Below are 24,374 nucleotides of genomic sequence, written 5' to 3'. Positions count from 1 at the left end.
GCCGTTCAGCGCCGGTTTCTGAAACGCAGATAGAGTCCCCGATCATGATCGACCAACAGCAAACCCGCCGCACCGCGTTGACCTGGCTTGGCGCCGGGGCGGCCGCCTCTTTCCTCACGGCCTGCGGCTCTCCCGCTCAGGCGAAGGGCTTCAAGATCAACTACAGCGACGCCGAATGGAGGAAGCGGCTGACCAAGGCGCAGTATTACATCTTGCGCGAGGAAGGCACCGAGCAGCCGTTCAGCTCATCGCTGCTCAACGAGCACCGCAAGGGCACTTTTCTGTGCGCCGGATGCGACAACGAGCTGTTCTCCTCGGCGACCAAGTTCGAAAGCGGAACCGGTTGGCCGAGCTTCTGGCAACCTTTGCCCGGAGCGGTCGGCACCACGACCGATTTCAAGCTCGGCTACCCGCGCACCGAGGTGCATTGCGCCGATTGCGGCGGGCACTTGGGACACGTGTTCAAGGACGGTCCCAAGCCGACCGGCTTGCGTTATTGCATGGATGGCGACGGAATGAAGTTCCGCCCGACCTAAGGTCAGGCCGACAAGCGCTCGAGCGCAATACCCTGGGCGAAGGCCGCGATGCGCGCGAGATCGGCAAACTGGAAAGTGTTGTCGAAGATCAGTCCGTAATACCTGCCGTTGCGCCAGCGCACTTTGGCGACGATCTCAGGCAGGATGTTGCTCGACAGACGCAAGCGCTGATCGATCGCCAGCCGCGCGGCACATTCCACTTGTGCGCCTTGCAGCGAGATATTCTTGATCGTCGCATCGAAACGACCGGTCAGGCCGGCCAGCGTCGCCGGCATGTCGAGATTGAGACGGATCGGCCGCTTCGGCCATTTGCTGTGGCCCGACAGGACCCGGGACAACTCGACCGGGGAAGCGAAGCGGAAGCCGGCCCGCCCCTCCTGTTCCCACACCGGTTCGATCGGCAGTTGCTCGCCGTTCGGCATCTCAAGTTTCAGCGACTTGTCGCGTGGCAGGGGATGGAACAGCCGAACGCTGACGCCGGTTGCCGAAACATCGCTCACCACGCACAGGAACTCGCCCGCGACGCCGGTAATCTTGGCGGTGCGGATGAGCGGCGTGTAGCGCTTCGCCTCGCGGTGCTCGGCGTCGGCAAGCGCCGCGGCGGCCTGCCCCGCCGCGCTCGGGTCTTCGTGCGCAGAAAGCGACATTCGCAAGCTCTTCCCAGTCTCCGGCGCCCTTTCGCCGGCTAGTCCCATCCTAGAGTCTGCCAGCGTTTACCTTGCGGAAATGCTAATGTTACTTGCGCAGTTTACCTTATGATTGGAATCAATGGGTTAGATCGGTCACATCCGGCTAATCCCACCCTCGTTCGAGAAAGCGCGCGGCGCACGCGGCAAGAAAGGCCGCGCCGCGCGGCAGAACCGTTTCATCGACCAGCATGCGGTTCGAATGGATTCCGCAGCAGTGGCGCCAGTCGGCGCCGGCCTCGGCGACGCCGAGAAACGCCATCATCCCCGGCACCTTGGCGAGGACATAGGAGAAGTCCTCCGCACCCATGATCGGCGCGGGCAGGTGCATGAACGCGCCCTCGGGCAGCGCCGTCGCCACCGCTTCGGCCAGTGCCACTGCGCGCGCGTCGTTGACCGTCGGCGGGAAGCCCTCGGTGATCGTCACCTCGGCGGTGCAGTCGTGCGCCGAGGCGATGTTTTCCGCGAGCTGTCTCGTCGCTTGCGCCACCGCTGCACGATTGGCCGGCGACAGCGTGCGGATGGTTCCCTTCAGCCGCGCCCGGTCCGGAATGATGTTGTGCGCGCTGCCGGCGTCCATCTGCGTGACGGTGACGACGACCGCATCGGCGGCGTCGAACCGCCGCGTGACCATCGCCTGCAGCGCCAGCACGATCTCGCAGGCGACGGGCACCGGATCCCGCGTGTCGTGCGGCATCGAAGCATGGCCGCCGCGCCCGACGACCGAGATCTCGAGCATGTCCGCCGAGGCGAGCAGCGTACCCGCGCGGCTGCCGATCATCCCGTGCGGAGCGTTGGGCATGATGTGCAGCGCGAAGGCGGCTTCGGGCAACGGGTCGAGCAGCCCGTCGTCGAGCATGAAACGAGCCCCGTGATAGCCTTCCTCACCCGGCTGAAACATGAAGCGCACCTCGCCGGCGAGCTCATCGGCGCGGGCGGCAAGCAGGCGCGCGGCCCCGGCGAGCATTGCGGTGTGCGTGTCGTGCCCACAGGCGTGCATCCGGCCGACGAGGGTAGAGGCGAACTCCAGCCCGGTGTCTTCATCCATCGGGAGCGCATCCATGTCGCCGCGCAGCAGCACGCTGCGACCGGGCTTGCCCGCACCAAGCACTGCGACCGCACCGGTGCAGGAACGACCTTCGCGCCACTCGAGCGGCAAATCGGCCAGCTCGGCGCGCACCTTGGCGAGAGTCTTGGGCGTTTCGAGGCCCAGCTCGGGCTCAGCATGGATCGCGCGGCGCAGCGCGGTGATGCGGCCGGCGATGCCGCGGGCGTCATCAAGCAGGGCTTCGATCGGCATGGGCGATCCTTGGGCTTGTCAAATGGCAGTGTCGACGGCCGGCGGCGAGTTATCGAGCCGCCTGAGCGTGTAGCGCGTCAGCGCGCCGAGCGCGAGGTAACCGACCGCCCCACCGACCGCGACCGCCCAGGCAATTCCGTGAACTCCATAGGCGTTCACCCATGCCACCAGCGCGATCGCGGCCGCCACGACGGCGACGAAACGCGCCGTGAGGGAATAATGCGGGTGGCCGGTTGCGTGCAGCACCGGCTCGAACGCGACCGCGGCAAGGTCGAAGCTGGCGGCAATCGCCAGCGGCACGAGGAGCGTTCCTCCTCCTCTGAATGCGTCGCCGCCGAGCAAGTCCATGAGCGTGCCGCCCAGCAGCAGTGCGAGGATTACGACGATCACGCCGCCGATGCCCGCGAACAGCGCCGTGCGGTTCGCCAGACGGCGGAACTCGTGGGTGTCGGAAGCGACTCGGGCACGGGCAATCTCGGCGTAGACCGCGCGGGTCAGCATTCCCGCCAGCTTGCCGAGGCTTTGCGCCAGTTGCCGCGCAAGTCGAAACAGGCCGGCTGAGCTGGTGCCGACGAAATAACCGACCGCCAGCAGCGGACCCTGCTTGAGCAAGGCATCGAGCGTCGCGCCGGCGTAGGTGACCCAGAAGAACCGATTGATACGCGGATTCTCGCGAAAGACCTGACGCCAGCCGCTCCGATAGGTGAGGCGGATCGCCTGCGGGCACAGCCGCCGCGCCATGATCCAGTAGAGAGCCGCTTCGAGCAAATCGATCGCCGCCCACGCAATGAGGAAGCGCACCAGGCTGGGCCCGGTCAGCCAAATGGTGACAGCGGCCACGAGGCGCCCGGTCGGCACCACCGCTTCGACGTAGGTCGAAACATCGAAGCGGTCGAGCGCACGAACGATTCCGGTGGGAGCCGAAACCAGGGCCCAGACCGCGGCCACGTTGAACCAGAAGGCGGTCTGGACCAGCCTGTGGTTGAGATGCAGCAGATGGCTGAACTGGAAGAACACGATGTAGGCGAAGATCGTCCCGGCGACCGCCCCCGCAACGTCAAGGAGGCCGGCAAACAGGCTCAGGCGCCAGAAGGCGGCCCAGTCCTCCTTGTGGACATGCTCGGCGCCGTAGCGGACCACGATGCGCCAGGTTTCGAACCCGGCCAACGCGATCAATGCCTGCGAGGTGCCGAAAATCAGCGAAAAGTGGCCGAACGCCTTGAGCCCCAGCGAGCGCGTAAGGATGGCAATGTAAACGAGGCTGAGGAGGCCGCCCACGCTCCGGCCGCCCAGCAGCCAGGCCGTGTTCGCGATGATCCGCGCCAAGGGGGATTGCTCGCGGAGGCCATTGTGCGCGCTAACCATCTCTCGCTGCTGTGGCCGAGCGCGCGGCGCGTTGCAAGCGGCGGCGGCATGGCAAGGCATTGCCACTGACGCTGGCGGACCGTAGAGCGCGAGGCCGCATGATCGAACAGGCCATCGTCCTCAGCGCCGGGCAAGGCTCGCGATTGCTGCCCGTCACCGCGACGATTCCGAAGTGCCTCATCGAGGTGGGCGGCCAAACCCTGCTCGAACGGCAACTGGCCGCCCTGGCCGCTGCGGGCCTCAGGCGCGTGTTGGTGGTGACGGGTTACCGCCACGAGCAGGTCGACCAGGCCCTGCGCCGGCCCCAGCCGCTCGAGGTCGAGACGCGTTTCAACCCGTTCTGGGCCGTGGCGAGCAGCATCGGCAGCGTGTGGATGGCACGCGACCGGCTAGGGGAACCTTTTTGCCTCCTCAACGGCGACACGCTGTTCGACCCGGAAATCCTCGCGGCGGCGCTCTCCGCGCCGGGCGCCACCCTGGGGCTGGTGGTCGAACCTGTTGCCGCGGCCTCGTACGACGACATGCTGGTGCGGACAGAGAACGGCGCCGTGCGTGCCGTGTCCAAGGACCTGCCCGAGGGAGAGGCGACCCATCGCTCGCTCGGCCTGGTCCTGGCCGCAAAGGACTATGCCGATTATGCGCAGGCTCTCGAAGAGCTGATGGCCGAGCGCAGCGGGGCGGGCGCCTATCATCACGACATCGTCGACCGTCTGGCGAAGCGTCGTGTCGTCGCCGCGATCGAGCGCGCCGCGGGGTTCTGGCAGGAAGTCGATCGGCCCGAGGACATCGTTGTCTGGCGCGCCGAACACGAGCCCGGATTTACCGGCTAGGCGTCGGCCAGCCAGGACCTGACCGGCTGGCCGCTGCGCTTGCGCGCCAGGGCCTGGAATAGTCGCACCGCATGGACCAGGCAGCTGACGACGGTCCACACCGCAACCGCGACGATGCCGAGATCGGGCCGGCCGAACGCCATCGAAACGAACAGGATCACCATGTTGGGGTTGCGCCGCGCAGTGATCAACCGGAAGCGGCTGTCGAACCGTTCCCAGACATGGATATGGATTCCGCCGAACCAGGCGATGAAGGCGCCTTCGATTGCGCGCTGCACCCAGTAACCGATGAAGATGGTCGCCTCGACCCACCAGAACAGCGCGTCCGACAATGCGAGGCCGACATGCGCCAGCCCGGTCGCCCAGAACCACCACCAGAACGGTGGATGGACCAGGTCGAGCCCATGGTCGAACACGTTACCCCACCAGCTCGACGTGATCGTGCACCGCGCAAGCTTGCCGTCGACGGTGTCGAGCACCATGAAGGCGAGGCCCAGCGCCAACCCCAGCCAGTAATGCCCATACGCGAAGGCGACGGTGGCGGCGACGCACAGCAAGCCACCGATCGTGGTCACCATGTTCGGGCTCAGGCCGAGCCACGCGGCGAGCCGCGTGAGCCACAGCGCCCATTCGGGCCACAGGTACTTGGTGAGCAGATCGGTGACGCCCTTGTAGGCGCCGAAGTAGCTCGCCCGTTCGCTCGCCCGCACGGTGCCGGGCGTGAGCTCCATCAGGAACGGCCGTTCACGCTTGCGCAACGCACGGTTCTCGATTGTCCCGCCGTCTTCATAGGCCATCAACTCGAACCGCGCTGGCTCGTGGACCGCCGCGCTGCCGCGCATCGCTTCCCGCAACACGGCTGCCTCGTGCTCATCGCGCGCATGGGCGATGGCGGGGACGCCCGCGAGTGTCAGCACCAGACCCGGGTGAACGGCGACATGGTTCAGCCAGGCAGGGTCGGCAGCGATCTCGGCATTGGCCAGCACCACGGGCGCGCCTGCGCCGCCCAGCCCGGCTTTGCGGCCGATCCGTGCATTTCTCTCGGTCATCGTCAGGCCCCAGAGCCGCGTCGGGTTGGCGCCGACGGTTTCGAGGGCGGGCGGGGAAGCAGGCGCAGCCATTCGGGGCGGCGATTAAGGCCCCCTTTCCACTTGCGCAACGGCGCACTAGATTACCACGAGGGCAAGGAAGGGATATTGCGTCGCCACTGCCGGCCGCCGAGCGCTAAACCTCAGTCAGATGAACCACCCGATCAAGACCTTCGATAGCCTGCCTCAGGCCTTGCCCGTGCCGCTGCGCAGCATCGGCCGCGCCGAACCTCGGGCGGTCCCGCTCGTGGGAGTGATCCGCAATCCCCGCAGCTTCCGCAACAAGGGCCTGGCCCCGGAACAGGCCGCGCGAGCGGAGGTGATTACCGAAACCGCGCTCAAGCGCACCGATTTGCTTGAGGTCCTCGCCCGCTTCGCCAGCGCCGGCATCGATTATCTGGCGATCGATGGCGGGGACGGCACCGTGCGCGACGTACTGACGTGGGGCGCTTCGGCCTTCGGTGACGATTGGCCGCCGCTGATCGTGCTGCCCAAGGGCAAGACCAACGCACTCGCCGCGGATCTCGGCCTAACGCCGCAGTGGGAACTCGGTCACGCCCTGGAATTGGCCAGGAAGGACAGCTTTGCGCGACGCCGCACGCTGGTGGTTGCCGAAGCGGAGGACCCGCAGGCGCGTGTCCAGGGCTTCATGCTCGGCGCCGGCGTGTTCACCCGTTCGATCAGCCTCGGCCAGTCGGCGCATCGCTGGGGGGCGTTCAATTCGCTGGCGGTGTTCGTCACCACGTTCTGGACTCTCGCCCAGGCATTCCTCGCCGGTAGCGGAAACGCCTGGCGCCGACCGACCGGTATTCGCGTAACCGACGAGCGCGGCGATCCGATCGCTGGCGACGACCCGCAGCGTTACATCCTGCTGTCGTCGACGCTCGAAAACTTTCCGATGGGACTCAAGCCGTTCGGCGCGATGCGCAAGGGTCTGAAGCTCGCTATCCTCGACCGCCCCTGGCGCAAGAGCCTGCTGCGCGTTCCGCAGATCGCCTTCGGTCGACAGCCCAAGGATCCCGCGCGATTCGGCTACCACTGGCTGGCGCCGGACAGTTACCTGATGACCCTGGACGACCGCTTCATCCTCGACGGCGAAGCCTTTCCGCCCGGAGCCTACCGGGTTTCCCTGGGGCCCGAGCTGCGCTTCGTGGTGCCGTGAGCGAGGCGCTCGCGCAGCGCATCGCCGCGATGCTTGCCCGAGAGGTCGACCCGGCGGTGACAGCCCAGGCGCGCGCCCTCGGCCAAGGTGTCGGGGCTCTGGTGGTGCTGTTCTACGGTTCGAACCTCCGCACCGGTTCACTCGATGGCGTACTCGATTTCTATGTGCTGACGCCCGGCGCGCCCGAAAAGGGCTTATGGCCGCGCGTTTCGTACCGCGAATGGGATGTCGGTGACACCCGGTTGCGCGCCAAGATCGCCACCATGACGATGGCGAAGTTCAACCAAGCGGCCGCCGGCGAAACGCTCGACACGACCATCTGGGCGCGTTTCGTCCAGCCCAGCGCGCTAGTCTGGCAGCGCAACGGTGAAGCGGCAGCGAGTGTGGTGAGGGCGGTTTCCGCCGCGGCGCGGACCGCGGCGCGGCTTGCCATCGCGCTCGGCCCGAACCAAGGGCAGGCCGACGATTACTGGCGAGCGCTGTTCCGCGCGACCTACCGCGCCGAGCTAAGGGTCGAGCCTCCGGGGCGAGAGGATTCGATTCTCGCCGCCCATCGCGAACATTTTGCCGGCCTGCTGGGCGCCGCGCTGGGCTCGGCCGGAGTTGCCTATATCGAGAACGGTTCGACGATCGTGCCGCGCATGAGTGAAGCCGACCGGCGAGAAATCCTTGCCTGGTGGCGCGCGCGTCGACGCCTGGGCAAGTTGCTCAACGCCGCCCGGCTCGCGCGCGCTGCGGGCACGTTCGATGGCGCGGCGCGCTATGCGGCGTGGAAGGTGGAACGCCACACCGGCGTCCCCGTCGAGGTCACCCCGTGGCGCGAGCGGCACCCGCTGCTGGCCGCCCCCGGAGTGCTGTGGCGTGTCTGGCGCCATCGAAACGCCGCGCGATGAGCCTGAAGGCCGTCATCCTCGCCGGCTCGCGCCCCGGAGCAGAAGATCCGGTCGCCGCAGCAGAGGGGGTCGCCCACAAGGTGCTCGCAAAGGTTGCCGGGCACACCCTGCTTGAGCGCGTTGTGCGGGCACTTCGCGACGCGGGGATCGAGGACATCGCCGTCTCCGCCAGTCACCACGCCGTCGAAGCGGAAGCTCGCAGGCTCGGCACCACGGTGCTTTCGACCGCGCGAGGCCCGAGCGAGAGCGTCGGCCTGGCGTTCGAGCGCTTCGGCGCGCCGCTGCTGGTCACCACCGGCGATCATCCGTTGCTCGAGGCAGCCTGGATCAAGGAATTGGTCGCAGGAACGCCGGGCGTCGCCGACGTTTCGCTGATGCTCGCCGAGCGCGGCCGGGTCGAAGCCGCCGCACCCGATACGCATCGCACCTGGCTGACCTTTGCCGACGGGCAGTGGTCGGGTTGCAACCTGTTCCTGCTGGCCAGCCCCACGGCCGAACGTGCGATTGCCGCCTGGAAGCAGGTGGAGGCCGATCGCAAGCGGCCCTGGCGCATCGCCGGACGACTGGGGATCGGCACGCTTTGGAGCTACTGGCGCGGCAAGCTGACTCTCGTCGAAGCCGTCGCGCGCCTCGGCAACAGGCTTGGCGTCAGCGCAGCACTGGTGGCCGCCAGCGACGGCCGCGCGGCGATCGACGTCGACAAGCCCGAGGACCTCGCGCTAGTCCGACGGATAGCCGAATTCCGTCAGAAATAACGCATCTGGATCGAAATTGACTTTACGCCGTCGGCGACCGCGAAAGCCGTCTGCTTGTAGCTCGGCTTGCCGAGATTGAGGATGCTGATCGACGGATTGTTCGACATCCCGCCGCCGTCTGCACGAAGATCGGTCTTGCCGTTGCCGTTGACGTCGTGGCGTACGGCGATGGCATAAGTGCCCTTGCCCGGCACCGGCATGCAAACCGTTTCCGAAGTGCCGTGGACCGGGACTTCGATGCGGTTGAGCCAGCGGCCGGTCTTCAGCCAGTCCGCTTCGGTGCCGCGATAGAGCTGCACCCGCAGAATGCCCTTCGCCGGGGTTATCCCGCTTATGCGGACGTTCACCGCCGGCCCGCCCGCGCGGCAGTTCGCCGGTTCATCGGCGATCTTGTTGCGGAACTGGGCGGCCGCAGGGGCGGCGATCGCGACCACCGCAAGAACAAGAGCGGCCGTTGCTTTGCCGAGGAATCGTTTCACGATACTACTCCGAAAATCCGTTTCTTGCGCCACGCATCATGGGAGAATCCCAGGTCAATTCCACCTGGACCACAAGACGCTTGATGCCTGGGATAGGGGCTTTTTTGGCCACCTCGCACTGAACAACGTCTTAATCCGTCGCGAAGGGGACGTTCAGCCTGCGGTTGCTCGGGCGTTTGGCTCGAGCACCGCCGCCTGGCCTGAAGCCGCGAGCTCTTCCCTCATCCATTCGAACGTGAGACGGACCCCCTCCTCGTAGGGAACATGGCAGGTCCATCCGGGAAGTACCTTTCGCGCGATCGTGAGATCGGGGCAGCGGTTAGCGCTCGCAGCCGGCGCTCGACGAAAGGAAACGCCACCAGCGCAAGGACGAAGCATCCCGTGACTATCAGGCTCAACCGCACGTCGAGCCAAAACAGGATCAGCGCGATGACCCCCACCGCAATTCCCGACGATACCAGCGAAAGCAGCGAGCGAATCCACACGGTAAGGTGCCAGGCGTCGGAATAGAACACGTTCAGCAAGCGCGCGCCGTCCTGCCGCAGCAGGAAGGGATAATCGACCTTGAGCAGCTTTCCCGCCACGGCGCAGCGTATCGCGTGGGCCAATTGCTCCACGAGCTTGGTCTGGAGGGCGGTATTCAGGACCTGAACCAGCGCTTTTGCGACGAACAGGGCGACGACTGCGCCGCCAAGCACCGTCGCGCGCGAGGCGATTGTCCAGCCCGCGGTAACATCGGCAATGTCGCGGATCGCCGCCGGAGTGGCCGACGGAAGGTTCTGGCTCAGCAGGAGCGACAGAAGCGGGATCAGTAGGCCCGCGCCAAGCCCTTCGCAGAGCGAGGATGCGAATCCCAGCAGGACAACCCACGGGAACAGACTGCCGTTGCGACGGAAAAGCTCGAAAAAGCGGAGACCGCCCCCCGGCGCGTAAAGGCTTGCGCAAACCATGCGTGTCTCTGTCCTGCCCGGCCATGCCGAGCACTTACGCGTTTCGCGTGGAGACTCACAAGCCGATAGCTTGGCGCACCTTGAAGCGTGTGGAAAAGGACCTTGCCGCGCTTGTTGCGTCTGTGGGCAGTGTTAAGGCCTCAAAGGGAGCCATGCCCGCAACCTTGATCTCCCCATCGATCCTGTCGGCCGATTTCGCCCGGCTCGGGGAGGAAGTGCGAGCGATCGACGAAGCCGGGGCCGACTGGATCCACATCGACGTGATGGATGGGCATTACGTGCCCAACCTGACCATCGGCCCGGCGGTAGTGAAGGCCCTCCGGCCGCACAGCGCCAAGCCGTTCGACGTCCACCTGATGGTCAGCCCGGTCGACCAGTGGCTTGAAGCCTTCGCCGAAGCGGGGGCAGACGTGATCACGGTCCACCCCGAAGCGGGCCCGCACATCCATCGCACCCTCCAGGCCATCCGCGCTCTGGGCAAGAAGGCCGGGGTTTCGCTCAATCCCGGAACGCCGGCGAAGATGCTCGATTACCTGATCGAGGAGGTCGACCTGGTGCTGGTGATGAGCGTCAATCCGGGCTTCGGCGGGCAAAGCTTCATTGCCAGCCAGCTCAAGAAGATTGCCGCCGTGCGCAAGATGATCGACAGCGCCGGCCGCGACGTCCGGCTCGAGGTCGACGGTGGGGTAACGCCCGAGACCGCGCGGCAGTGCATCGAAGCCGGGGCCGACGTGCTCGTCGCCGGGTCGGCCGTGTTCAAGGGCGGACCGGCTGCCTATGCCGGCAACATCGCCGCCCTCAAGAGCGCCGCGCCATGAGCGAGAGCCTGCTCCAGCCGCGGCTGGCGCTGGAACGCGAGGACCCCGCGGAAGGATTATCGATGGCGATCCCGCTCGATCCCGATCCGCCCGAGCCACTGGTGGAAGCCTCGCCGCCGGTGCCGGATGCGATCGAACCCGGGCGCGCGCTGGCGCTGGGTGACTTCGCCCCACCCGAGACCTCTCCCGGCGAGCGGCTGATCCGCTTCGCTTACCGGCTCGGCGTTCCCGGTCCCACCCTGGTCGCGCCGTTTCGCAAGCGCGCCGCACCGCGCCTGCTGGCGACGGTCGAGAACCCTCTCTCCGGCGACCGGGTCGGCGGAATGGCGCTTCGCGCCGGGCACTTCCTGATCCACGGAATCAAGGTGCCGATCGGGCAAATGGACTTCTCCTCGGTGGCCCGGCTGACGCCGCCGTTCGAGCGCACGATCCACGGGTTCTCTTGGCTTGCCGATCTCGATGCCTGCGCGCCGCGCCAGCAGTGCACCGCCACCGCCGAGCGTATCCTGACCTCCTGGCTCGATGCCAATCCCCATCCGGCCAAGGGCACGGCCTGGAAGGTCGGCCACACGGGGCATCGCGTGCTCGGCTGGCTGGTCCACGCCCCACTGCTGCTTTCAGGGAGCGACAAGCGCTTGCGGCGGCGCACCCTCGCCGCGCTGGCGGACACCGCGCGCTGGCTCGACCGCAATGTCGGCAAGGCCGAGGACCGCCTCGCCGAGCTCGCCGGGTGGTGCGCGATCGTGGCCGCCGGGCTGCTGCTGCCCGACGGCAAGCCGCGGCGGCTGTTCGGCGAGGCCGGGCTGGTCCGCGCGCTCGGTGAAGTCGTCGGTACCGACGGCGGCGTGCTGTCGCGCAGCCCGCTCGACCAGATGGAAGCGATCGCCCTGCTGGTCCAGCTCGGCGCCTGCTACCGCGCGACCCGCCGCGACCCGCCGCAAGCGATCGAGACGATGGAGCGGATGCTCGTTCCGCCGCTGCTCACGCTGCTCCATGCCGATGGCGGGCTGGGCAACTGGCAAGGCGCCGGCGCGGCTCCCGCCGAGCGCATCGCCGCGCTCGTCAAGGCGAGCGGCGTGCGCAGCCGACCCCTGCGCGACGCGCGCCAGTGGGGCTATCAAAGAATTGCCGCCGGGCGCAGCGTGCTGCAGTTCGACGCCGCGCCGCCACCGCTCGCACGACACACCCGGTTTGGTTGCGCCTCGACCCTGGCCTTCGAGCTGTCGCACGGCACGCAGCGGCTGATCGTCAATTGCGGAGGCGCGGCGTTTGCCGGCGGGATGGTCCCGGTGCGGATCGAGCAGGGCCTGCGCGGGACCGCCGCGCACTCGACGCTGGTGCTCGGCGAGGCCAATTCGACTTCGGTGCTGATCAATGGCAAGCTCGGCAGCGGCGTCGGCGAAGTCGAGGTCGACCGCCGGCTGGTCGAAAGCGGCCAGGCGACGGCAACCCGGCTGGAGGCAAGCCACGATGGCTATGCCCAACGTTTCGGCCTCATCCATCGCCGCATCCTGATCCTGCGCGACGACGGCACCGAGCTGCGCGGCGAGGACTTGCTGGTGCCCGCCGGGCGCCGGGCCAAGCGCGGCAAGATTCCTTACGCGATCCGCTTCCATCTCGGCCCTGGCATCGAGGCAACGCTGACGGACAGCAAGCGCGGCGTGCACCTCGCGCTTCCCGACGGCAGTTATTGGCAGTTCCTGTCGATCTCGGGCGAAGTCATGGTCGACGAAAGCCTGTGGGTCGATGGCGACGGACGCCCTCACGCAGTGGCGCAACTGGTGATAGAGGGCATGGAATCGCGCGGTGGGGGAAGCTTCTCCTGGCTGCTCAAGAGACTGGGCTGAATTAGTGCAATGACCGACGTGACAATCAAGCGGGCGCTGCTGTCCGTGTCCGACAAGAGCGGCCTCGCCGACCTGGGCAGCAAGCTCGCCAAGGCCGGGGTCGAGCTGATCTCGACAGGCGGCACCGCGAGGGCGCTCCGCGAGGCCGGGCTCGACGTGCGCGACGTGTCCGACGTCACCGGCTTTCCCGAGATGATGGACGGGCGCGTGAAGACCCTCCACCCGGCGATCCACGGCGGGCTGCTGGCGGTGCGCGACGATCCCGAGCATGCCGCGGCGATGGAGGCGCACGACATCGGCGCGATCGACCTCGTGGTGGTCAATCTCTATCCCTTCGAGGAAACCGTGATGCGCGGCGCCGACCGCGACACGGTGATCGAGAACATCGACATCGGCGGGCCGAGCATGGTCCGCTCGGCGGCAAAGAACCACCGCTACGTCACCATCGTTACCGACGCGGCCGACTACGACGCGCTCTACAATGAGCTTGCCGCGCACGACGGCGCGACGACACTTGAGTTTCGCAAGGCGATGGCAGCCAAGGCCTTTGCCGCCACTGCGGCCTACGATGCGATGATCAGCCAGTGGTTCGCGTTCGCCGACCAGCGGCAGACCTTCCCGGACATGATCGCCCTCAACGGCCGCAAGCTCGCCGAGCTGCGTTACGGCGAGAACCCTCACCAAACGGCGGCGGTCTACGCGCCGGTCGGCCCGCATGTCTCCGGCTTGCCCCAGGCGGAGCAGGTCCAGGGCAAGGAGCTCAGCTACAACAACTACAATGACGCCGACGCCGCGCTCGAGCTGATCGCCGAATTCAAAGACGGCGACCCGGCAGTGGTGATCGTCAAGCACGCCAACCCGTGCGGCGTCGCACAAGGAGCGACTTTGTTGCAGGCGTGGACCGCTGCCCTGCAGTGCGACAGCGTCTCGGCGTTCGGCGGGATCGTCGCGGTCAATCGACCGCTCGACGGCAGCACGGCCGAGGCGATCTGCGAGATCTTCACCGAAGTCGTCGTAGCCCCTGGAGCCGACGACGCAGCAAAGGCGGCCTTCGCGCGAAAGAAGAACCTGCGCTTGCTGCTGATCGACGAGCTCCCCAATGCCCGGCGCGGCGGCCTGCTGGTCAAGCCGATCGCCGGCGGTCTTCTCGTTCAGAGCCGCGACAACGGCGCGATCTCGGCCGCCGACCTCAAGGTCGTAACCGCGCGCGAACCGACCGAACAGGAACTTAAAGACTGCCTGTTTGCCTGGACCGTCGCCCGCCATGTGAAGTCCAACGCCATCGTTTACGCCAAGGACGGCGCGACCGCCGGCATCGGCGCCGGGCAGATGAACCGCCGCGACAGCGCGCGGATCGCCGCCATCAAGGCACGCGAGGCGGCCGAGACCTATGGTTGGCATGAACCGAGGACGGTCGGCAGCGCGGTCGCCTCCGACGCCTTCTTCCCCTTTGCCGACGGCCTCCTCGCCGCCGCCGAAGCGGGGGCGACGGCGGTGATCCAGCCGGGCGGATCGATGCGCGACGACGAGGTGATCGCCGCCGCCGACGCCGCCGGCCTGGCGATGGTCTTCACCGGAATGCGCCACTTCCGGCACTGATCTCGCCGGTTTTCGGCAGTTCGTCGCATTGCGCGACCGCTTGGTCGCGCCTGACGGTGACATGAACAACGACTTCAATCTTTGGCAAGCCTCCCTTCGGCAGGACGGGAGGGCAAATTCAGACGCAAACCTCGAAAGACCACCCGATGGGCCTGTTCAAACCCGACCTTTACCGCGCCTTCTTCCTCGGCTTCGGGATCACGGCCCTGCTTATGGCTGCCCAATTCGTTCCGCAGCTGGTATAAGGCCGGAATGCGAATCAAACTCCTGCTCGCCGCTGCGGCACTCGCCGCCACCGCCTGCCAAGGCCCTGCAATCGCTGCCGAAAACGTCGTCGCCGCGCCCGCGGCGACGCGCGTTGCGCACGAGACGCCCGGGCTCAAGACGGCGATCTTTTCGGGCGGGTGCTTCTGGGGTGTCGAGGCCGTGTTCAGCCACATCAAGGGCGTGCACAGCGCGGTCTCGGGCTACGACGGAGGCAGCAAGGCCGACGCCGATTACGAGACCGTGTCGAGCGGTTCCACCGGCCATCGCGAGTCGGTCAAGGTCGTCTACGACCCCAAGGTCGTCCGTTACGACCAACTGCTGCAGGTGTTTTTCTCGGTCGTCGCCGATCCCACGCTGCGCAATCGCCAGGGCCCCGACGAAGGCACGCAGTACAACGCCGCGCTGGTGCCGCTGAGCAAGGAACAGAGCGCCGTGGCGGCGGCCTACCTCGCGCAGATGAAGGCGAGCGGGAAATGGAAGTCGCCGATCGTCACCGCGATCGCCCCCGCCAAGCCGTTCTACCCGGCCGAGGGCTACCACCAGGATTTCGCGCTCAGGAATCCGAACCACGCCTATATCAAGTACTGGGACTTGCCCAAGGTAGAGGCGCTCAAGAAGCTCTACCCCTCGCTCTATAGCCCGACGTTCCAGACCGGCTGATTGCCGCGCGCGCCCCGGCGCCCTATATCGGGCGCATGGCCGGGCACACCCATCGCGAACATTCGGGCGACAAGCTCGTCACCGAAGCCGAACAGGTGCTCACCGCCGCCGGCGAGCAGTGGACGCAGATGCGCGCCGACGTGTTCGAGGCGCTCGCCGATCATGAGCGGCCGGCCTCGGCCTACGACGTCGCCGAAGAGCTCGGCAAGCGACGCGGGCGCCGGGTGGCGGCGAACAGCGTCTACCGCATCCTCGACCTGTTCGTGCGCACCAACCTCGCCAACCGCATCGAGAGCGCCAACGCCTACCTGGTCAACACCCATCCCGGGTGCCGGCACGACTGCATCTACCTGATCTGCGACGATTGCGGGCAGGCGCTGCATCTCGACGACGACAAGCTGACCGATGCCTTGCGCGAGGCCGGGCGCCGGCACGGCTTCGCCGACGTGCGCCCGGTGGTCGAGCTGCGCGGGCTGTGCAACGATTGCGCCAGCTAGCTCAGCAATTCCTCAGGCAAACATCACTCCCCGTTCATCGACACTTGTGATTTGCCCGTGTAAGCGCCGCACATGACGTCAGGTCCAGCAACGCCGCTGCTCGATACCGTGCAAGTTCCGGCAGACATTCGCAGACTCGAACAATGGCAGCTGCGCCAGCTCGCCGACGAGCTGCGCAGCGAGATGATCGACGCCGTCGGCAGCACCGGCGGGCACCTCGGCTCAGGGCTCGGCGTGGTCGAGCTGACGGTCGCGCTGCATTACGTGTTCGACACGCCGCGGGACCGGCTGGTGTGGGACGTCGGCCACCAGGCCTATCCGCACAAGATCGTCACCGGCCGGCGCGACCGCATCCGCACCTTGCGCCAGGCCGGCGGGCTGTCGGGCTTCACCAGGCGCAGCGAGAGCGAATACGACCCGTTCGGCGCGGCCCATTCATCGACCTCGATCAGCGCCGCGCTCGGCTTCGCCATCGCCAACAAGCTGAACGGCCAACCCGGCAAGGGGATTGCGGTGATCGGCGACGGAGCGATGAGCGCCGGCATGGCCTACGAGGCGATGAACAACGCCGAAGCGGCCGGCAATCGCCTAATCGTCATTCTCAACGACAACGACATGTCGATCGCCCCGCCGGTCGGCGGCCTGTCGGCCTATCTTGCCCGGCTGGTCTCCTCGCCAAGCTACCTCCACTTGCGGCATTTCGCCAAGAAGGCGATCCGGCGCATCTCGCAGCGCGTGCACGACACCGCGCAGAAGGCCGAGGAATTCACCCGCGGCATGGTCACTGGCGGCACGCTGTTCGAAGAGCTCGGGTTCTACTACGTCGGCCCGATCGACGGTCACAATCTCGACCACCTGATCCCGGTGCTCGAGAACGTCCGCGACGCGGAAGAAGGTCCGATCCTGGTCCACGTCGTGACCAAGAAGGGCAAGGGCTATGCCCCGGCCGAGAACAGCGCCGACAAATACCACGGGGTGCAAAAGTTCGACGTCATCACCGGCGAGCAGAAGAAGGCCAGCGGCGGGCCGCCGGCTTACCAGAACGTGTTCGGCGAAACGCTCGCCAAGCTCGCCGAAACCGACGAGCGCATTTGCGCGATCACCGCCGCGATGCCGAGCGGCACGGGGATCGACAAGTTCGCCGCTACGCATCCCGAGCGCGCATTCGACGTCGGCATCGCCGAGCAGCACGCCGTGACTTTCGCCGCCGGCCTCGCGGCGCAAGGCATGCGTCCGTTCTGCGCGATCTACTCGACCTTTCTCCAGCGCGCCTACGACCAGGTCGTCCACGACGTGGCGATCCAGAACCTGCCGGTCCGCTTCGCCATCGACCGCGCCGGGCTGGTTGGCGCCGACGGCGCGACGCATGCCGGCAGCTTCGACGTGACTTATCTCGCAACGCTGCCGAACTTCGTCGTCATGGCCCCCGCCGATGAAGCCGAGCTGGTCCACATGACCTACACCGCCGCTTGCCACGACGAAGGTCCCATTGCCTTCCGCTACCCGCGCGGTTCCGGCGTCGGCGTGCCCTTGCCGGAGACGCCTGAGCGGCTCTCCATCGGCAAGGGCCGGATCGTGCGCCAGGGCAACAAGATCGCGCTGCTCAGCCTGGGCACGCGGCTGGCCGAATCGCTCAAGGCCGCCGACCAGCTCGAGGCCAAGGGCCTGTCGACCACCGTAGCCGACTTGCGCTTCGCCAAACCGCTCGATTCCGAGCTGATCCGCAAGCTGATGACCACGCACGAAGTCGTGGTCACGGTCGAGGAAGGCAGCATCGGCGGGCTCGGCGCGCATGTCCTCACGCTCGCCAGCGACGCAGGCCTGACCGATGCCGGTCTGAAAATCCGCACGATGCGCCTGCCCGACCTTTTCCTCGACCAGGACGCACCCGAGAAGCAATACAACGAGGCCCACCTCAACGCCCCGCACATCGTCGCGACGGTGCTCAGTGCGCTGCGCCACAACAGCGCCGGCGTCGAGGAAGCGCGAGCCTGACGACCGTTGCCTGACTGGCTGGTCCCGTCACTTCTTGCCGCAGGTTTCATCGCCGTCCTGTTCGCAAAGGCGCATCGAAACACGCGGCTAATGGTCGACCGCACCCGCCAGCGGCGGCGCAATCCCACGGAGAGCGAATTCGTCGCGATGCTGTGCCGCGACGTGAACCCGGAAACGGCCCAGTTCGTGTGGTTCGCGATCATCGAATATCTTCCGCGTTGGCAGCTCACGCCGCACCCTGACGACCACTTGTCCAAAGACCTGCCGATCCACGGCGACGATCCGGCGATGGATTGGCTGCCGAGGTATGCCGCGCTTTACGGAGTTGATTGGAAGGACTGGCCGCAGTGGCCGCGGGAGTGGGAGGGGACCGTCCGCAATTTCGCCCGATGGCTTGAACTGGGCCTTTGGCAGCAAAGCTGATTTGAGAATTTGTCGCACTTCGTCGCACCCACGCGTGCCTGCTTGACCGCCTCCGAAAGCTGCATAGTCTCGTCTCGACAAGGGAGAGGCTCATGAAAACTGCAACGTTCGTCACTTGTGTCGCGATGGCCGGCCTGTTGGCCGCGCCGCAGCCCGCCGCGGCGCAGGCTGGGGCCGCGGTGTTCAAGCCGACGGGGCAATGGGCGCTCGATTATGGTGACGACTACTGCCGGCTGGCGCGCACATTCAGCGACGGCAAGAACGATCTGGCCCTCGCGGTCGAGCGGATCGAACCGGGCCCAATGGCGCGATTGATCCTCGTTTCGGACGCGATCAAGCCGTTCCGCAGCGCCGAGGAGATCGGCTGGCATTTCACCCCGGCCGATCCCGAGCGCAAGGCGCGCTATACCCATTCGACCACGGCCGACGGCAAGCAGTATTACAACCTCGGCCCGTTCATGCTGGCGCCGTTCGCTCCGCCCGCGCCGGGCAGGCCGCCCGGCCCGCCGCCTCCGTTCGATCGGGCCAAGGAACAGGGCGCCGCCAAGGCGATGACCGGCTTCGTTCTCGACAACGGCCTCAACACGCCGGTGGAAGTCGAAACCGGCGACCTGTCGGCCCCGATCGGGGCGCTGCAGGCCTGCGCCGACGACCTCGCCAAGAGCTGGGGCCTCGACCCGGCCAAGCTGCAGTCCCAAACCGCGGGTGCCATCCCCGAAGGCGGCGGCGTCGGCTGGCTGCCGCAAGGCACGGTCGGCTTCGGCGATTTCGGCAAGCTCGCCGGCGGGTCGAACCAGGTGCGCCTGATGGTCGACGCGACTGGCAAGGTCACCTCGTGCACGGTCCATTGGCCGACGCTCGATGCCACGACCAACGACAAGATCTGCAAGGCGGCGCTGGCCAACGCGAAGTTCACGCCGGCCAAGGACGCCAGCGGGCAGCCGATGCCGGGTTACTGGATCGGCAATCCGTTGTTCATGGGGCCGCCGTTCCCGAGCCGCAGGCGCTAGGCGGGCAGGCGCTCGAGCAACTGCACCACATCGCCGTCAGGTAGCTCGGTTTGCCGCAGCGGCGTGAAACCGAGCTTCGCGGCAAGTTTCAGCGACGGCTCGTTGCCCACCGAAATCATGCACACGATCCGCCGCGCGCCATGCTCGCGGTCGAACCAGTCGAGCACGGTGCGCATCGCCTCGCTGGCGAGCCCCTGCCCGACATGGTCGGCGGCGACGATCCAGCCCGCTTCGGGATGATCGTCGAAATCGTCGCCCAGCCCGCGGAAGGTGTGGAACACGCCGCAATTGCCGATCAGCGTCTCGCTGCCCCGCAACCGCAGCATCAGCGGGCCATAGCCGTAGAGAAACCAGCTGCCGGCGCCGCGCGTGAAGCGGGTCGCGTGCTCGTGAAGAGGTGCCGAGGTCCCGAGAAAGCGGCGGGTCGAGGGCTGGAGGACAATGGCGTGCATCGCCTTGAGATCGCTCGCTCTCGGCTGCCACAGCTCGAGGCGCTCGGTGGTCAGGAAAGGCTGGCCCGTCACAGCACTGTGTTAAGCAGATGGATGGCCACTCCGACAAGGCCCCCGACCAGGGTCCCGTTGACGCGGATGAACTGGAGGTCGCGCCCGACCGCGTTCTCGATCCGGTCGGTCACCGTGCGCACATCCCAGCGCTTGACCGTTTCCGAGACCAGCTGGACGATCTGCCCGCCGTAGCGAGTTGCGACCCCGACCGCGGTGCGGCGGGCGAAGCGGTTGACCTGCCGCTGCAGCGCAGGGTCCTCGCGCAGCGCCTGGCCGAGCTCGCCGAGCATGCTCGAGAAGGGCCCGGAAAGCCCGCCCTTGGGATCGCGCGCCGATGAGATCAGCGACAGCCGCAGGCGCTCCCACACGCCGGTCCACCAGGTGCCCAGCGCGGGGTTGGCGAGGAGATCCTGCTTCATGCCCTCGACCTTGGCGCGCAAATCGGCGTCGTGCTGCAAGTCGTGGGCCAGTTGCTCCAACCCTTCCTCGACCTTGCGGCGGAGCGGATGCTCGGGATCGACCAGCACAGCCGCCAGCAGGCGATAGAGCCCGTCGAGCACCGAATTGGCCAGGCGCTCGTCAAGGCCGGTCCAGCGAACCACCGAGTTGGCTTGCTGATGGATGATCTGGCGGACCATCTCCTCGTTGTCCTCGAGCGTCAGGCCGGCCCAGCGAATGAGCGATTCGAGCAACGGCAGATGACGCTTGTCGGCGATCGCCGCCGTCAGCATCTGCCCGAGCAGCGGCGAGATCTCGAGCCGTTCGAGCTGGTGGAGCAGGCCCGCCTTCACTTGCCCGCCGAGCCGCTCCGGATCGAGCGAATCGAGCATCTCGGCAACCAGCTCGCCGGCCCCGCCGCGGATCCGTGAAACACCCTCGCGCCCGGGACTGGCGAGAAAATCGCCCGCCGCCTGGGCGAGGTTCATCGCCCGCATGCGCCGGGCGACGACCACCGGAATGAGGAAGTTCGATTGCAGAAACCGCGCCATCGAATCGGCGATCCGGTCCTTGTTCTCGGGGATAATCGCGGTGTGCGGGATCGGGACGCCGAGCGGGTGGCGGAACAGCGCCGTGACCGCGAACCAGTCGGCGAGCCCGCCGACCATCGCCGCTTCAGAGAAAGCGAGCACCCAGTCCCAGAGCGGATGCGTGCCTTGCTGGCTGCGGGCGAGCGCGAAGAGGGCCGCCATCGCGACCAGCAAGCCGGTGGCCGCGCGCCGCATGCGCCGCGCGCGGTCGGGCGGGAGGGGGGTGCGGAAAGGCACCGGAGCGGTTGACGGGCCGGTCACGCTGAAGACCTAGCCCCTTGTCACTCGGCCGGGTAGCCCTCCGCCGAGCCTTCCTGCTTGTGCTCGGGCCGGTAGGTCAGCACCCGGTGGCGCAGCCACGGGCCGAGGCGCTTTTCGAGGCCGTCGGCGAGGCTGAACCCCGCCGGGACGATCAGCAGCGTGAGCATCGTCGAGAGCAGCAGGCCGCCAATCACGGTGGTGCCCATCGGCGCGCGCCACGCGGCGTCGCCCGAAAGCGAGATCGCCGTCGGCACCATTCCCGCAGTCATCGCCACGGTGGTCATCAAGATCGGCTGCGCGCGCTTGTGCCCGGCGTCGATGATCGCCTGGCGCTTGGGCACGCCGGCGGCCATTTCCTCGATCGCGAAGTCGATCAGCAGGATCGAATTCTTGGCGACGATGCCGAGCAGCATCAGCAAGCCGATGTACACCGAGATCGAGATCGGGTTGGGCGAGCCTTGCGTGACGTAGCCGGTGATCGCCAGCGCCAGCAGCCCGCCGAGCGGCGCCAGCAGCAACGAGGTCATGTTGACCAGCGGGGAGACGAACCGGCGGTAGAGCAGCACCAGCACCGCGAAGACCATCAGGATGCCGGCGATCACCGCGATGATGAAGTTCTGGATCAGCTCGCCCTGCCACTTCTCGTTGCCGACCGGCTTGTTGGACACCCCGGCGGGCAAGTTCTTCATGACCGGCAGCGCTTTGATCGCGTTCATCACCGGGCCGCTGACGGCCCCCGGCGCAAGGTCGGCACCGACGAAGATGCGCCGGGCCTGGTTGAAGCGCTGGATCTGCGTCGGGCCCGCGCCGAAGCGGATTGCCGCCACTCGCTTCAGCGGTACCGAGCCGCCCGCCGCGGTCGGGACCGGCATGTTCTCGATCGTGGCGATACTCTCGCGCGAGGACTTGGCAAGCACGACGCGGATCGGGATCTGCCGGTCGGACAGCGAGAACTTGGCGGCGTTCTGGTCGATCTCGCCCAGCGTCGCGATGCGGATCGCCTGGCTGAGCGCGCTGGTGGTCACGCCGAGCTGGGCCGCCAGGTCCAGCCGCGGTTCGATCACCAGCTCAGGGCGCTGCATGTCGGCGGCGATGCGCGGCGCGACCGCACCGGGCACGCTGGCCATCTGTTCGACAAGGGTCTGCGCGGTGCGGTTGAGCACGACCGGGTCGGAGCCGGTCAACATCACCGAGATGTCGCGTCCGGTGCCGCCGCCGTTCTGCGAGGCGAAGGTGACCCGCGCATCGGCGATCTTCTGCAGTTGCGGCATGACCTTGCGCTCCCAGTCGGGGCTCTTCATCGGCCGGTCTTCCTTGAGCACGACGAACAGCCGCGCCTGTCCCTCGTTGATCCGCTCAAGGACGCGGTCGACCTCGTCGGTCTGCGCTTCGAGGATCGCCGTCGCGCGGTCGGCCACCGCCTCGGTCGCCTCGATGGTGGTCCCGGGGACCATCTCGATGTTGACGCGGCTGGTGTCGCTGTCGGTAATGGGCTGGAATTGCTGCGGCATCTTCGTGAGCAGCAGGGCGGTGATCGTCAGCGCGACCACCCCGGCGACGAACATCCACGCCCGATGGTCGCGATAGCGCGAACGGATGATCGTCCGGTAATACTGGTGCCATTCGGCAAAGCGCGGGCCGAAGAGACTGGAGATCGGACCGGTCAGCAGGCGGACGACGACGAGCCCGGTGAGTAACAAGCCGAACTTGATGAGAACTCCGCCGGGAAGGAACTGCCCGCCAATGCGAACGAACAGGTAGCCGCAAAGGACATAGAGGACGAAGAATCCGAACTCGACCGGGCCGTACCAACCCTCCGAAGCGACCGGCTGGGTGCGAGCGCGATAGGCCTCCACCTTCTCGGTGTTGAGCGTCCACTTGAGGATCGACATGTAGCGATCCATCATCGGACCCTCGCCGTGCGACTGGTGCCCCTTGGCCTTGAGGAAATAGGCCGCGACCATGGGTGTGATCATTCGCGCGACGGCCAGGCTGGTAAGCACCGCGGCGACGATCGTCAGGCCGAAGTTCTTGAAGAACTGTCCGGAAATGCCCGGCATCAGGCCGACCGGGAGGAACACCGCGACGATCGACAGGCTGGTCGCGACCACCGCCAGCCCGATCTCGTCGGCGGCGTCGATCGACGCCTGGTAGGCGCTCTTGCCCATGCGCATGTGGCGCACGATGTTCTCGATCTCGACGATCGCGTCGTCGACCAGCACACCGGCGACCAGGCTCAAGGCGAGCAGCGAGAGCTCGTTGAGCGTGAACCCGAGCAGGTCCATGAACCAGAAGGTCGGGATCGCCGAGAGGGGGATCGCCAGCGCCGAAATCATCGTCGCGCGCCAGTCGCGCAGGAACAGGAAAACCACGATGACCGCGAGGATCGCGCCTTCGATCATCGCCTCCATCGAGGTTTCGTATTGCTGCTTGGTGTAGTCGACGCTGGTATAGAGCTGGGTGATGTCGATGCCGGGATTCTCCGCCTCTATCGACTTCAGCTCCTTGATCGCGGCGTCGTACACGGTGACGTCGGAGGCGCCCTTGGCCCGTTCGATACCGAAAGTGACGACCTGGCGGCCCTTCATCTTGGCGATCGATTTCTGCTCGGAGAAGCCGTCGTAGACCTTGCCGACCTGGTCGAGCCGGATCGTGCGGCCGCCACCCAGATTGATCCGCGTGTTGGACAGTTCCAGCGCGTTGCCGGCATTGCCAAGCACGCGCACCGACTGACGCGAGCCGGCGATCTGCGCTGCACCGCCGGCCGCGTCGGTGTTCACCTGGCGCAGGGCTTGGTTGACCGCGCTGGCCGTCACACCGAGGGATTGCATCTTCGCCGGGTCGAGCACCACGCGGATCTCGCGGTCAACGCCGCCCGCGCGGCTGACGGTGGCCATGCCTTCGATCGACAGCAGCCGGCGCGAGATTGTGTCGTCGATGAACCAGCTCAGCTGTTCCATCGTCATGTCGTCGGCGCTAACCGCGAAATAGCCGATCGGGCCGTTGCCGCCGGCTTCGATCTTGGTCACCCGCGGCTCGAGGATCCCGTCAGGCAAGTCGCCGCGCACCTGGTCGAGCGCGTTTTTGACTTCGTTGACCGCGTTATTGGAATCGGTGCCGATGACGAAAGTGACGGTGGTGTTGCTGTTGCCTTCGCTGGCGGTCGACTGGATTTCGTCGACCCCGTTGACCGAACGGACCGCCGCTTCGACCTTCTGGGTAATCTGCGTCTCGATTTCGGTCGGCGCGGCGCCGGGCTGACTGATGGAGACGTTGACCGCGGGAAAATCGATGTCCGGCGAGTTGTTGACGTCCATGCGGCTGAACGACACCAGTCCGGCGAGCGTCAGGCCAATGAAGAAGACGATGGGGACGATCGGGTTGCGGATCGACCACGCGGATATGTTGCGAAAGTTCAT

22 protein-coding genes are annotated in these 24,374 nt (G+C 66.8%); 13 read left to right on the top strand and 9 right to left on the bottom strand.

Features of this window, described 5'->3' with window-relative positions:
- Positions 1–44 precede the first annotated feature (44 nt).
- A complete protein-coding gene (msrB, locus tag G7B69_RS07970) occupies positions 45–536 on the top strand; it encodes a peptide-methionine (R)-S-oxide reductase MsrB (RefSeq protein ID WP_166177949.1) in 492 nt (163 codons plus the stop codon).
- Positions 537–538: 2 nt separating this feature from the next.
- Here the strand turns inward: msrB and G7B69_RS07965 are convergent, their stop codons facing one another.
- The 3 genes from G7B69_RS07965 to G7B69_RS07955 form a co-directional block, all read right to left on the bottom strand.
- The gene (locus G7B69_RS07965; protein ID WP_166177947.1) at positions 539–1,183 is read right to left on the bottom strand and encodes a PilZ domain-containing protein; all 645 of its coding nucleotides are present in this window, start codon (positions 1,181–1,183) and stop codon (positions 539–541) included.
- Positions 1,184–1,328: 145 nt separating this feature from the next.
- Entirely contained in the window at positions 1,329–2,522 is a 1,194-nt protein-coding gene (locus G7B69_RS07960; protein WP_166177945.1) for a M20 metallopeptidase family protein, read from the bottom strand.
- A gap of 18 nt (positions 2,523–2,540) precedes the next feature.
- A complete protein-coding gene (locus G7B69_RS07955) occupies positions 2,541–3,887 on the bottom strand; it encodes a lipopolysaccharide biosynthesis protein (RefSeq protein ID WP_166177943.1) in 1,347 nt (448 codons plus the stop codon).
- A gap of 98 nt (positions 3,888–3,985) precedes the next feature.
- Here G7B69_RS07955 and G7B69_RS07950 point away from each other — a divergent pair, with 98 nt between their 5' ends.
- Positions 3,986–4,717, top strand: a complete 732-nt coding sequence (locus tag G7B69_RS07950; protein ID WP_166177941.1) for a phosphocholine cytidylyltransferase family protein — start codon at positions 3,986–3,988, stop codon at positions 4,715–4,717.
- On the opposite strand, the gene G7B69_RS07945 is transcribed toward G7B69_RS07950, so the two are convergent.
- Positions 4,714–5,838 (bottom strand): CDP-alcohol phosphatidyltransferase family protein, encoded by a 1,125-nt coding sequence (locus G7B69_RS07945; protein ID WP_166177939.1) that lies wholly within the window; start codon positions 5,836–5,838, stop codon positions 4,714–4,716. The two genes, G7B69_RS07950 and G7B69_RS07945, sit on opposite strands and share 4 nt — an antisense overlap.
- A gap of 118 nt (positions 5,839–5,956) precedes the next feature.
- Here G7B69_RS07945 and G7B69_RS07940 point away from each other — a divergent pair, with 118 nt between their 5' ends.
- The 3 genes from G7B69_RS07940 to G7B69_RS07930 are packed head-to-tail and all read left to right on the top strand — an operon-like array spanning position 5,957 to position 8,615.
- On the top strand, positions 5,957–6,967 hold the full coding sequence (locus G7B69_RS07940; RefSeq protein ID WP_166177937.1) for a diacylglycerol/lipid kinase family protein: 1,011 nt from the start codon (positions 5,957–5,959) through the stop codon (positions 6,965–6,967).
- The gene (locus G7B69_RS07935) at positions 6,964–7,860 is read left to right on the top strand and encodes a hypothetical protein (protein ID WP_166177935.1); all 897 of its coding nucleotides are present in this window, start codon (positions 6,964–6,966) and stop codon (positions 7,858–7,860) included. The genes G7B69_RS07940 and G7B69_RS07935 overlap by 4 nt, the downstream gene beginning before the upstream one ends.
- Positions 7,857–8,615, top strand: coding sequence for a nucleotidyltransferase family protein (locus G7B69_RS07930; protein ID WP_166177933.1), 759 nt, complete (start codon positions 7,857–7,859; stop codon positions 8,613–8,615). The genes G7B69_RS07935 and G7B69_RS07930 overlap by 4 nt, the downstream gene beginning before the upstream one ends.
- Here G7B69_RS07930 and G7B69_RS07925 read toward each other — a convergent pair.
- Complete coding sequence (locus tag G7B69_RS07925; protein WP_166177931.1) at positions 8,606–9,094, bottom strand: DUF2141 domain-containing protein; 489 nt, start codon at positions 9,092–9,094, stop codon at positions 8,606–8,608. The genes G7B69_RS07930 and G7B69_RS07925 overlap by 10 nt on opposite strands.
- Positions 9,095–9,315: 221 nt before the next feature.
- Positions 9,316–10,044: an ABC transporter transmembrane domain-containing protein gene (locus tag G7B69_RS07920; RefSeq protein ID WP_166177929.1), complete on the bottom strand. Its 729-nt coding sequence runs from the start codon at positions 10,042–10,044 to the stop codon at positions 9,316–9,318.
- Between the two features lie 152 nt (positions 10,045–10,196).
- Between G7B69_RS07920 and rpe the strand changes: the two genes are divergently transcribed.
- From rpe to G7B69_RS07880, 8 genes are all read left to right on the top strand, one after another.
- Positions 10,197–10,862 (top strand): ribulose-phosphate 3-epimerase, encoded by a 666-nt coding sequence (gene rpe / locus G7B69_RS07915; protein ID WP_166177927.1) that lies wholly within the window; start codon positions 10,197–10,199, stop codon positions 10,860–10,862.
- Positions 10,859–12,709, top strand: coding sequence for a heparinase II/III family protein (locus G7B69_RS07910; protein ID WP_166177899.1), 1,851 nt, complete (start codon positions 10,859–10,861; stop codon positions 12,707–12,709). The genes rpe and G7B69_RS07910 overlap by 4 nt, the downstream gene beginning before the upstream one ends.
- Positions 12,710–12,718: 9 nt before the next feature.
- On the top strand, positions 12,719–14,308 hold the full coding sequence (gene purH, locus G7B69_RS07905; protein ID WP_166177897.1) for a bifunctional phosphoribosylaminoimidazolecarboxamide formyltransferase/IMP cyclohydrolase: 1,590 nt from the start codon (positions 12,719–12,721) through the stop codon (positions 14,306–14,308).
- 252 nt (positions 14,309–14,560) lie between these two features.
- Entirely contained in the window at positions 14,561–15,235 is a 675-nt protein-coding gene (gene msrA, locus G7B69_RS07900; RefSeq protein ID WP_166177895.1) for a peptide-methionine (S)-S-oxide reductase MsrA, read from the top strand.
- Positions 15,236–15,270: 35 nt separating this feature from the next.
- The gene (locus tag G7B69_RS07895; protein ID WP_166177893.1) at positions 15,271–15,732 is read left to right on the top strand and encodes a Fur family transcriptional regulator; all 462 of its coding nucleotides are present in this window, start codon (positions 15,271–15,273) and stop codon (positions 15,730–15,732) included.
- 72 nt (positions 15,733–15,804) lie between these two features.
- Positions 15,805–17,727 carry a 1-deoxy-D-xylulose-5-phosphate synthase gene (gene dxs, locus G7B69_RS07890; protein WP_166177891.1) on the top strand — a complete coding sequence of 641 codons (1,923 nt, stop codon included), beginning with the start codon at positions 15,805–15,807 and terminating at the stop codon, positions 17,725–17,727.
- A 90-nt stretch (positions 17,728–17,817) separates the two neighbouring features.
- Positions 17,818–18,150: a hypothetical protein gene (locus tag G7B69_RS07885; protein WP_166177889.1), complete on the top strand. Its 333-nt coding sequence runs from the start codon at positions 17,818–17,820 to the stop codon at positions 18,148–18,150.
- Positions 18,151–18,242: 92 nt separating this feature from the next.
- Entirely contained in the window at positions 18,243–19,160 is a 918-nt protein-coding gene (locus G7B69_RS07880; protein ID WP_166177887.1) for an energy transducer TonB, read from the top strand.
- On the opposite strand, the gene G7B69_RS07875 is transcribed toward G7B69_RS07880, so the two are convergent.
- The 3 genes from G7B69_RS07875 to G7B69_RS07865 all read right to left on the bottom strand — a co-directional run bounded on the left by G7B69_RS07875 (position 19,157) and on the right by G7B69_RS07865 (position 24,374).
- Positions 19,157–19,684, bottom strand: coding sequence for a GNAT family N-acetyltransferase (locus G7B69_RS07875; protein ID WP_243415076.1), 528 nt, complete (start codon positions 19,682–19,684; stop codon positions 19,157–19,159). The two genes, G7B69_RS07880 and G7B69_RS07875, sit on opposite strands and share 4 nt — an antisense overlap.
- Positions 19,681–20,889, bottom strand: coding sequence for a DUF445 domain-containing protein (locus tag G7B69_RS07870; RefSeq protein WP_166177885.1), 1,209 nt, complete (start codon positions 20,887–20,889; stop codon positions 19,681–19,683). The genes G7B69_RS07875 and G7B69_RS07870 overlap by 4 nt, the downstream gene beginning before the upstream one ends.
- Before the next feature lie 86 nt (positions 20,890–20,975).
- Positions 20,976–24,374, bottom strand: a complete 3,399-nt coding sequence (locus tag G7B69_RS07865; protein ID WP_166177883.1) for an efflux RND transporter permease subunit — start codon at positions 24,372–24,374, stop codon at positions 20,976–20,978.

It is taken from the genome of Croceibacterium segetis, from assembly GCF_011320115.1.
GTDB lineage: Bacteria > Pseudomonadota > Alphaproteobacteria > Sphingomonadales > Sphingomonadaceae > Croceibacterium_B > Croceibacterium_B segetis.
The sequence above is the reverse complement of the archived record's forward strand: the minus strand, read 5'-3'. Positions and strand labels throughout refer to the sequence as shown.

Coding starts and splice junctions, on each gene's coding strand:
- msrB (WP_166177949.1), top strand. CDS start 45: ATGATCGACCAACAGCAAACCCGCCGCACCGCGTTGACCTGGCTTGGC.
- G7B69_RS07965 (WP_166177947.1), bottom strand. CDS start 1,183: ATGTCGCTTTCTGCGCACGAAGACCCGAGCGCGGCGGGGCAGGCCGCC.
- G7B69_RS07960 (WP_166177945.1), bottom strand. CDS start 2,522: ATGCCGATCGAAGCCCTGCTTGATGACGCCCGCGGCATCGCCGGCCGC.
- G7B69_RS07955 (WP_166177943.1), bottom strand. CDS start 3,887: ATGGTTAGCGCGCACAATGGCCTCCGCGAGCAATCCCCCTTGGCGCGG.
- G7B69_RS07950 (WP_166177941.1), top strand. CDS start 3,986: ATGATCGAACAGGCCATCGTCCTCAGCGCCGGGCAAGGCTCGCGATTG.
- G7B69_RS07945 (WP_166177939.1), bottom strand. CDS start 5,838: ATGGCTGCGCCTGCTTCCCCGCCCGCCCTCGAAACCGTCGGCGCCAAC.
- G7B69_RS07940 (WP_166177937.1), top strand. CDS start 5,957: ATGAACCACCCGATCAAGACCTTCGATAGCCTGCCTCAGGCCTTGCCC.
- G7B69_RS07930 (WP_166177933.1), top strand. CDS start 7,857: ATGAGCCTGAAGGCCGTCATCCTCGCCGGCTCGCGCCCCGGAGCAGAA.
- G7B69_RS07920 (WP_166177929.1), bottom strand. CDS start 10,044: ATGGTTTGCGCAAGCCTTTACGCGCCGGGGGGCGGTCTCCGCTTTTTC.
- rpe (WP_166177927.1), top strand. CDS start 10,197: ATGCCCGCAACCTTGATCTCCCCATCGATCCTGTCGGCCGATTTCGCC.
- G7B69_RS07910 (WP_166177899.1), top strand. CDS start 10,859: ATGAGCGAGAGCCTGCTCCAGCCGCGGCTGGCGCTGGAACGCGAGGAC.
- purH (WP_166177897.1), top strand. CDS start 12,719: ATGACCGACGTGACAATCAAGCGGGCGCTGCTGTCCGTGTCCGACAAG.
- msrA (WP_166177895.1), top strand. CDS start 14,561: ATGCGAATCAAACTCCTGCTCGCCGCTGCGGCACTCGCCGCCACCGCC.
- G7B69_RS07895 (WP_166177893.1), top strand. CDS start 15,271: ATGGCCGGGCACACCCATCGCGAACATTCGGGCGACAAGCTCGTCACC.
- dxs (WP_166177891.1), top strand. CDS start 15,805: ATGACGTCAGGTCCAGCAACGCCGCTGCTCGATACCGTGCAAGTTCCG.
- G7B69_RS07885 (WP_166177889.1), top strand. CDS start 17,818: ATGGTCGACCGCACCCGCCAGCGGCGGCGCAATCCCACGGAGAGCGAA.
- G7B69_RS07880 (WP_166177887.1), top strand. CDS start 18,243: ATGAAAACTGCAACGTTCGTCACTTGTGTCGCGATGGCCGGCCTGTTG.
- G7B69_RS07870 (WP_166177885.1), bottom strand. CDS start 20,889: ATGCGGCGCGCGGCCACCGGCTTGCTGGTCGCGATGGCGGCCCTCTTC.
- G7B69_RS07865 (WP_166177883.1), bottom strand. CDS start 24,374: ATGAACTTTCGCAACATATCCGCGTGGTCGATCCGCAACCCGATCGTC.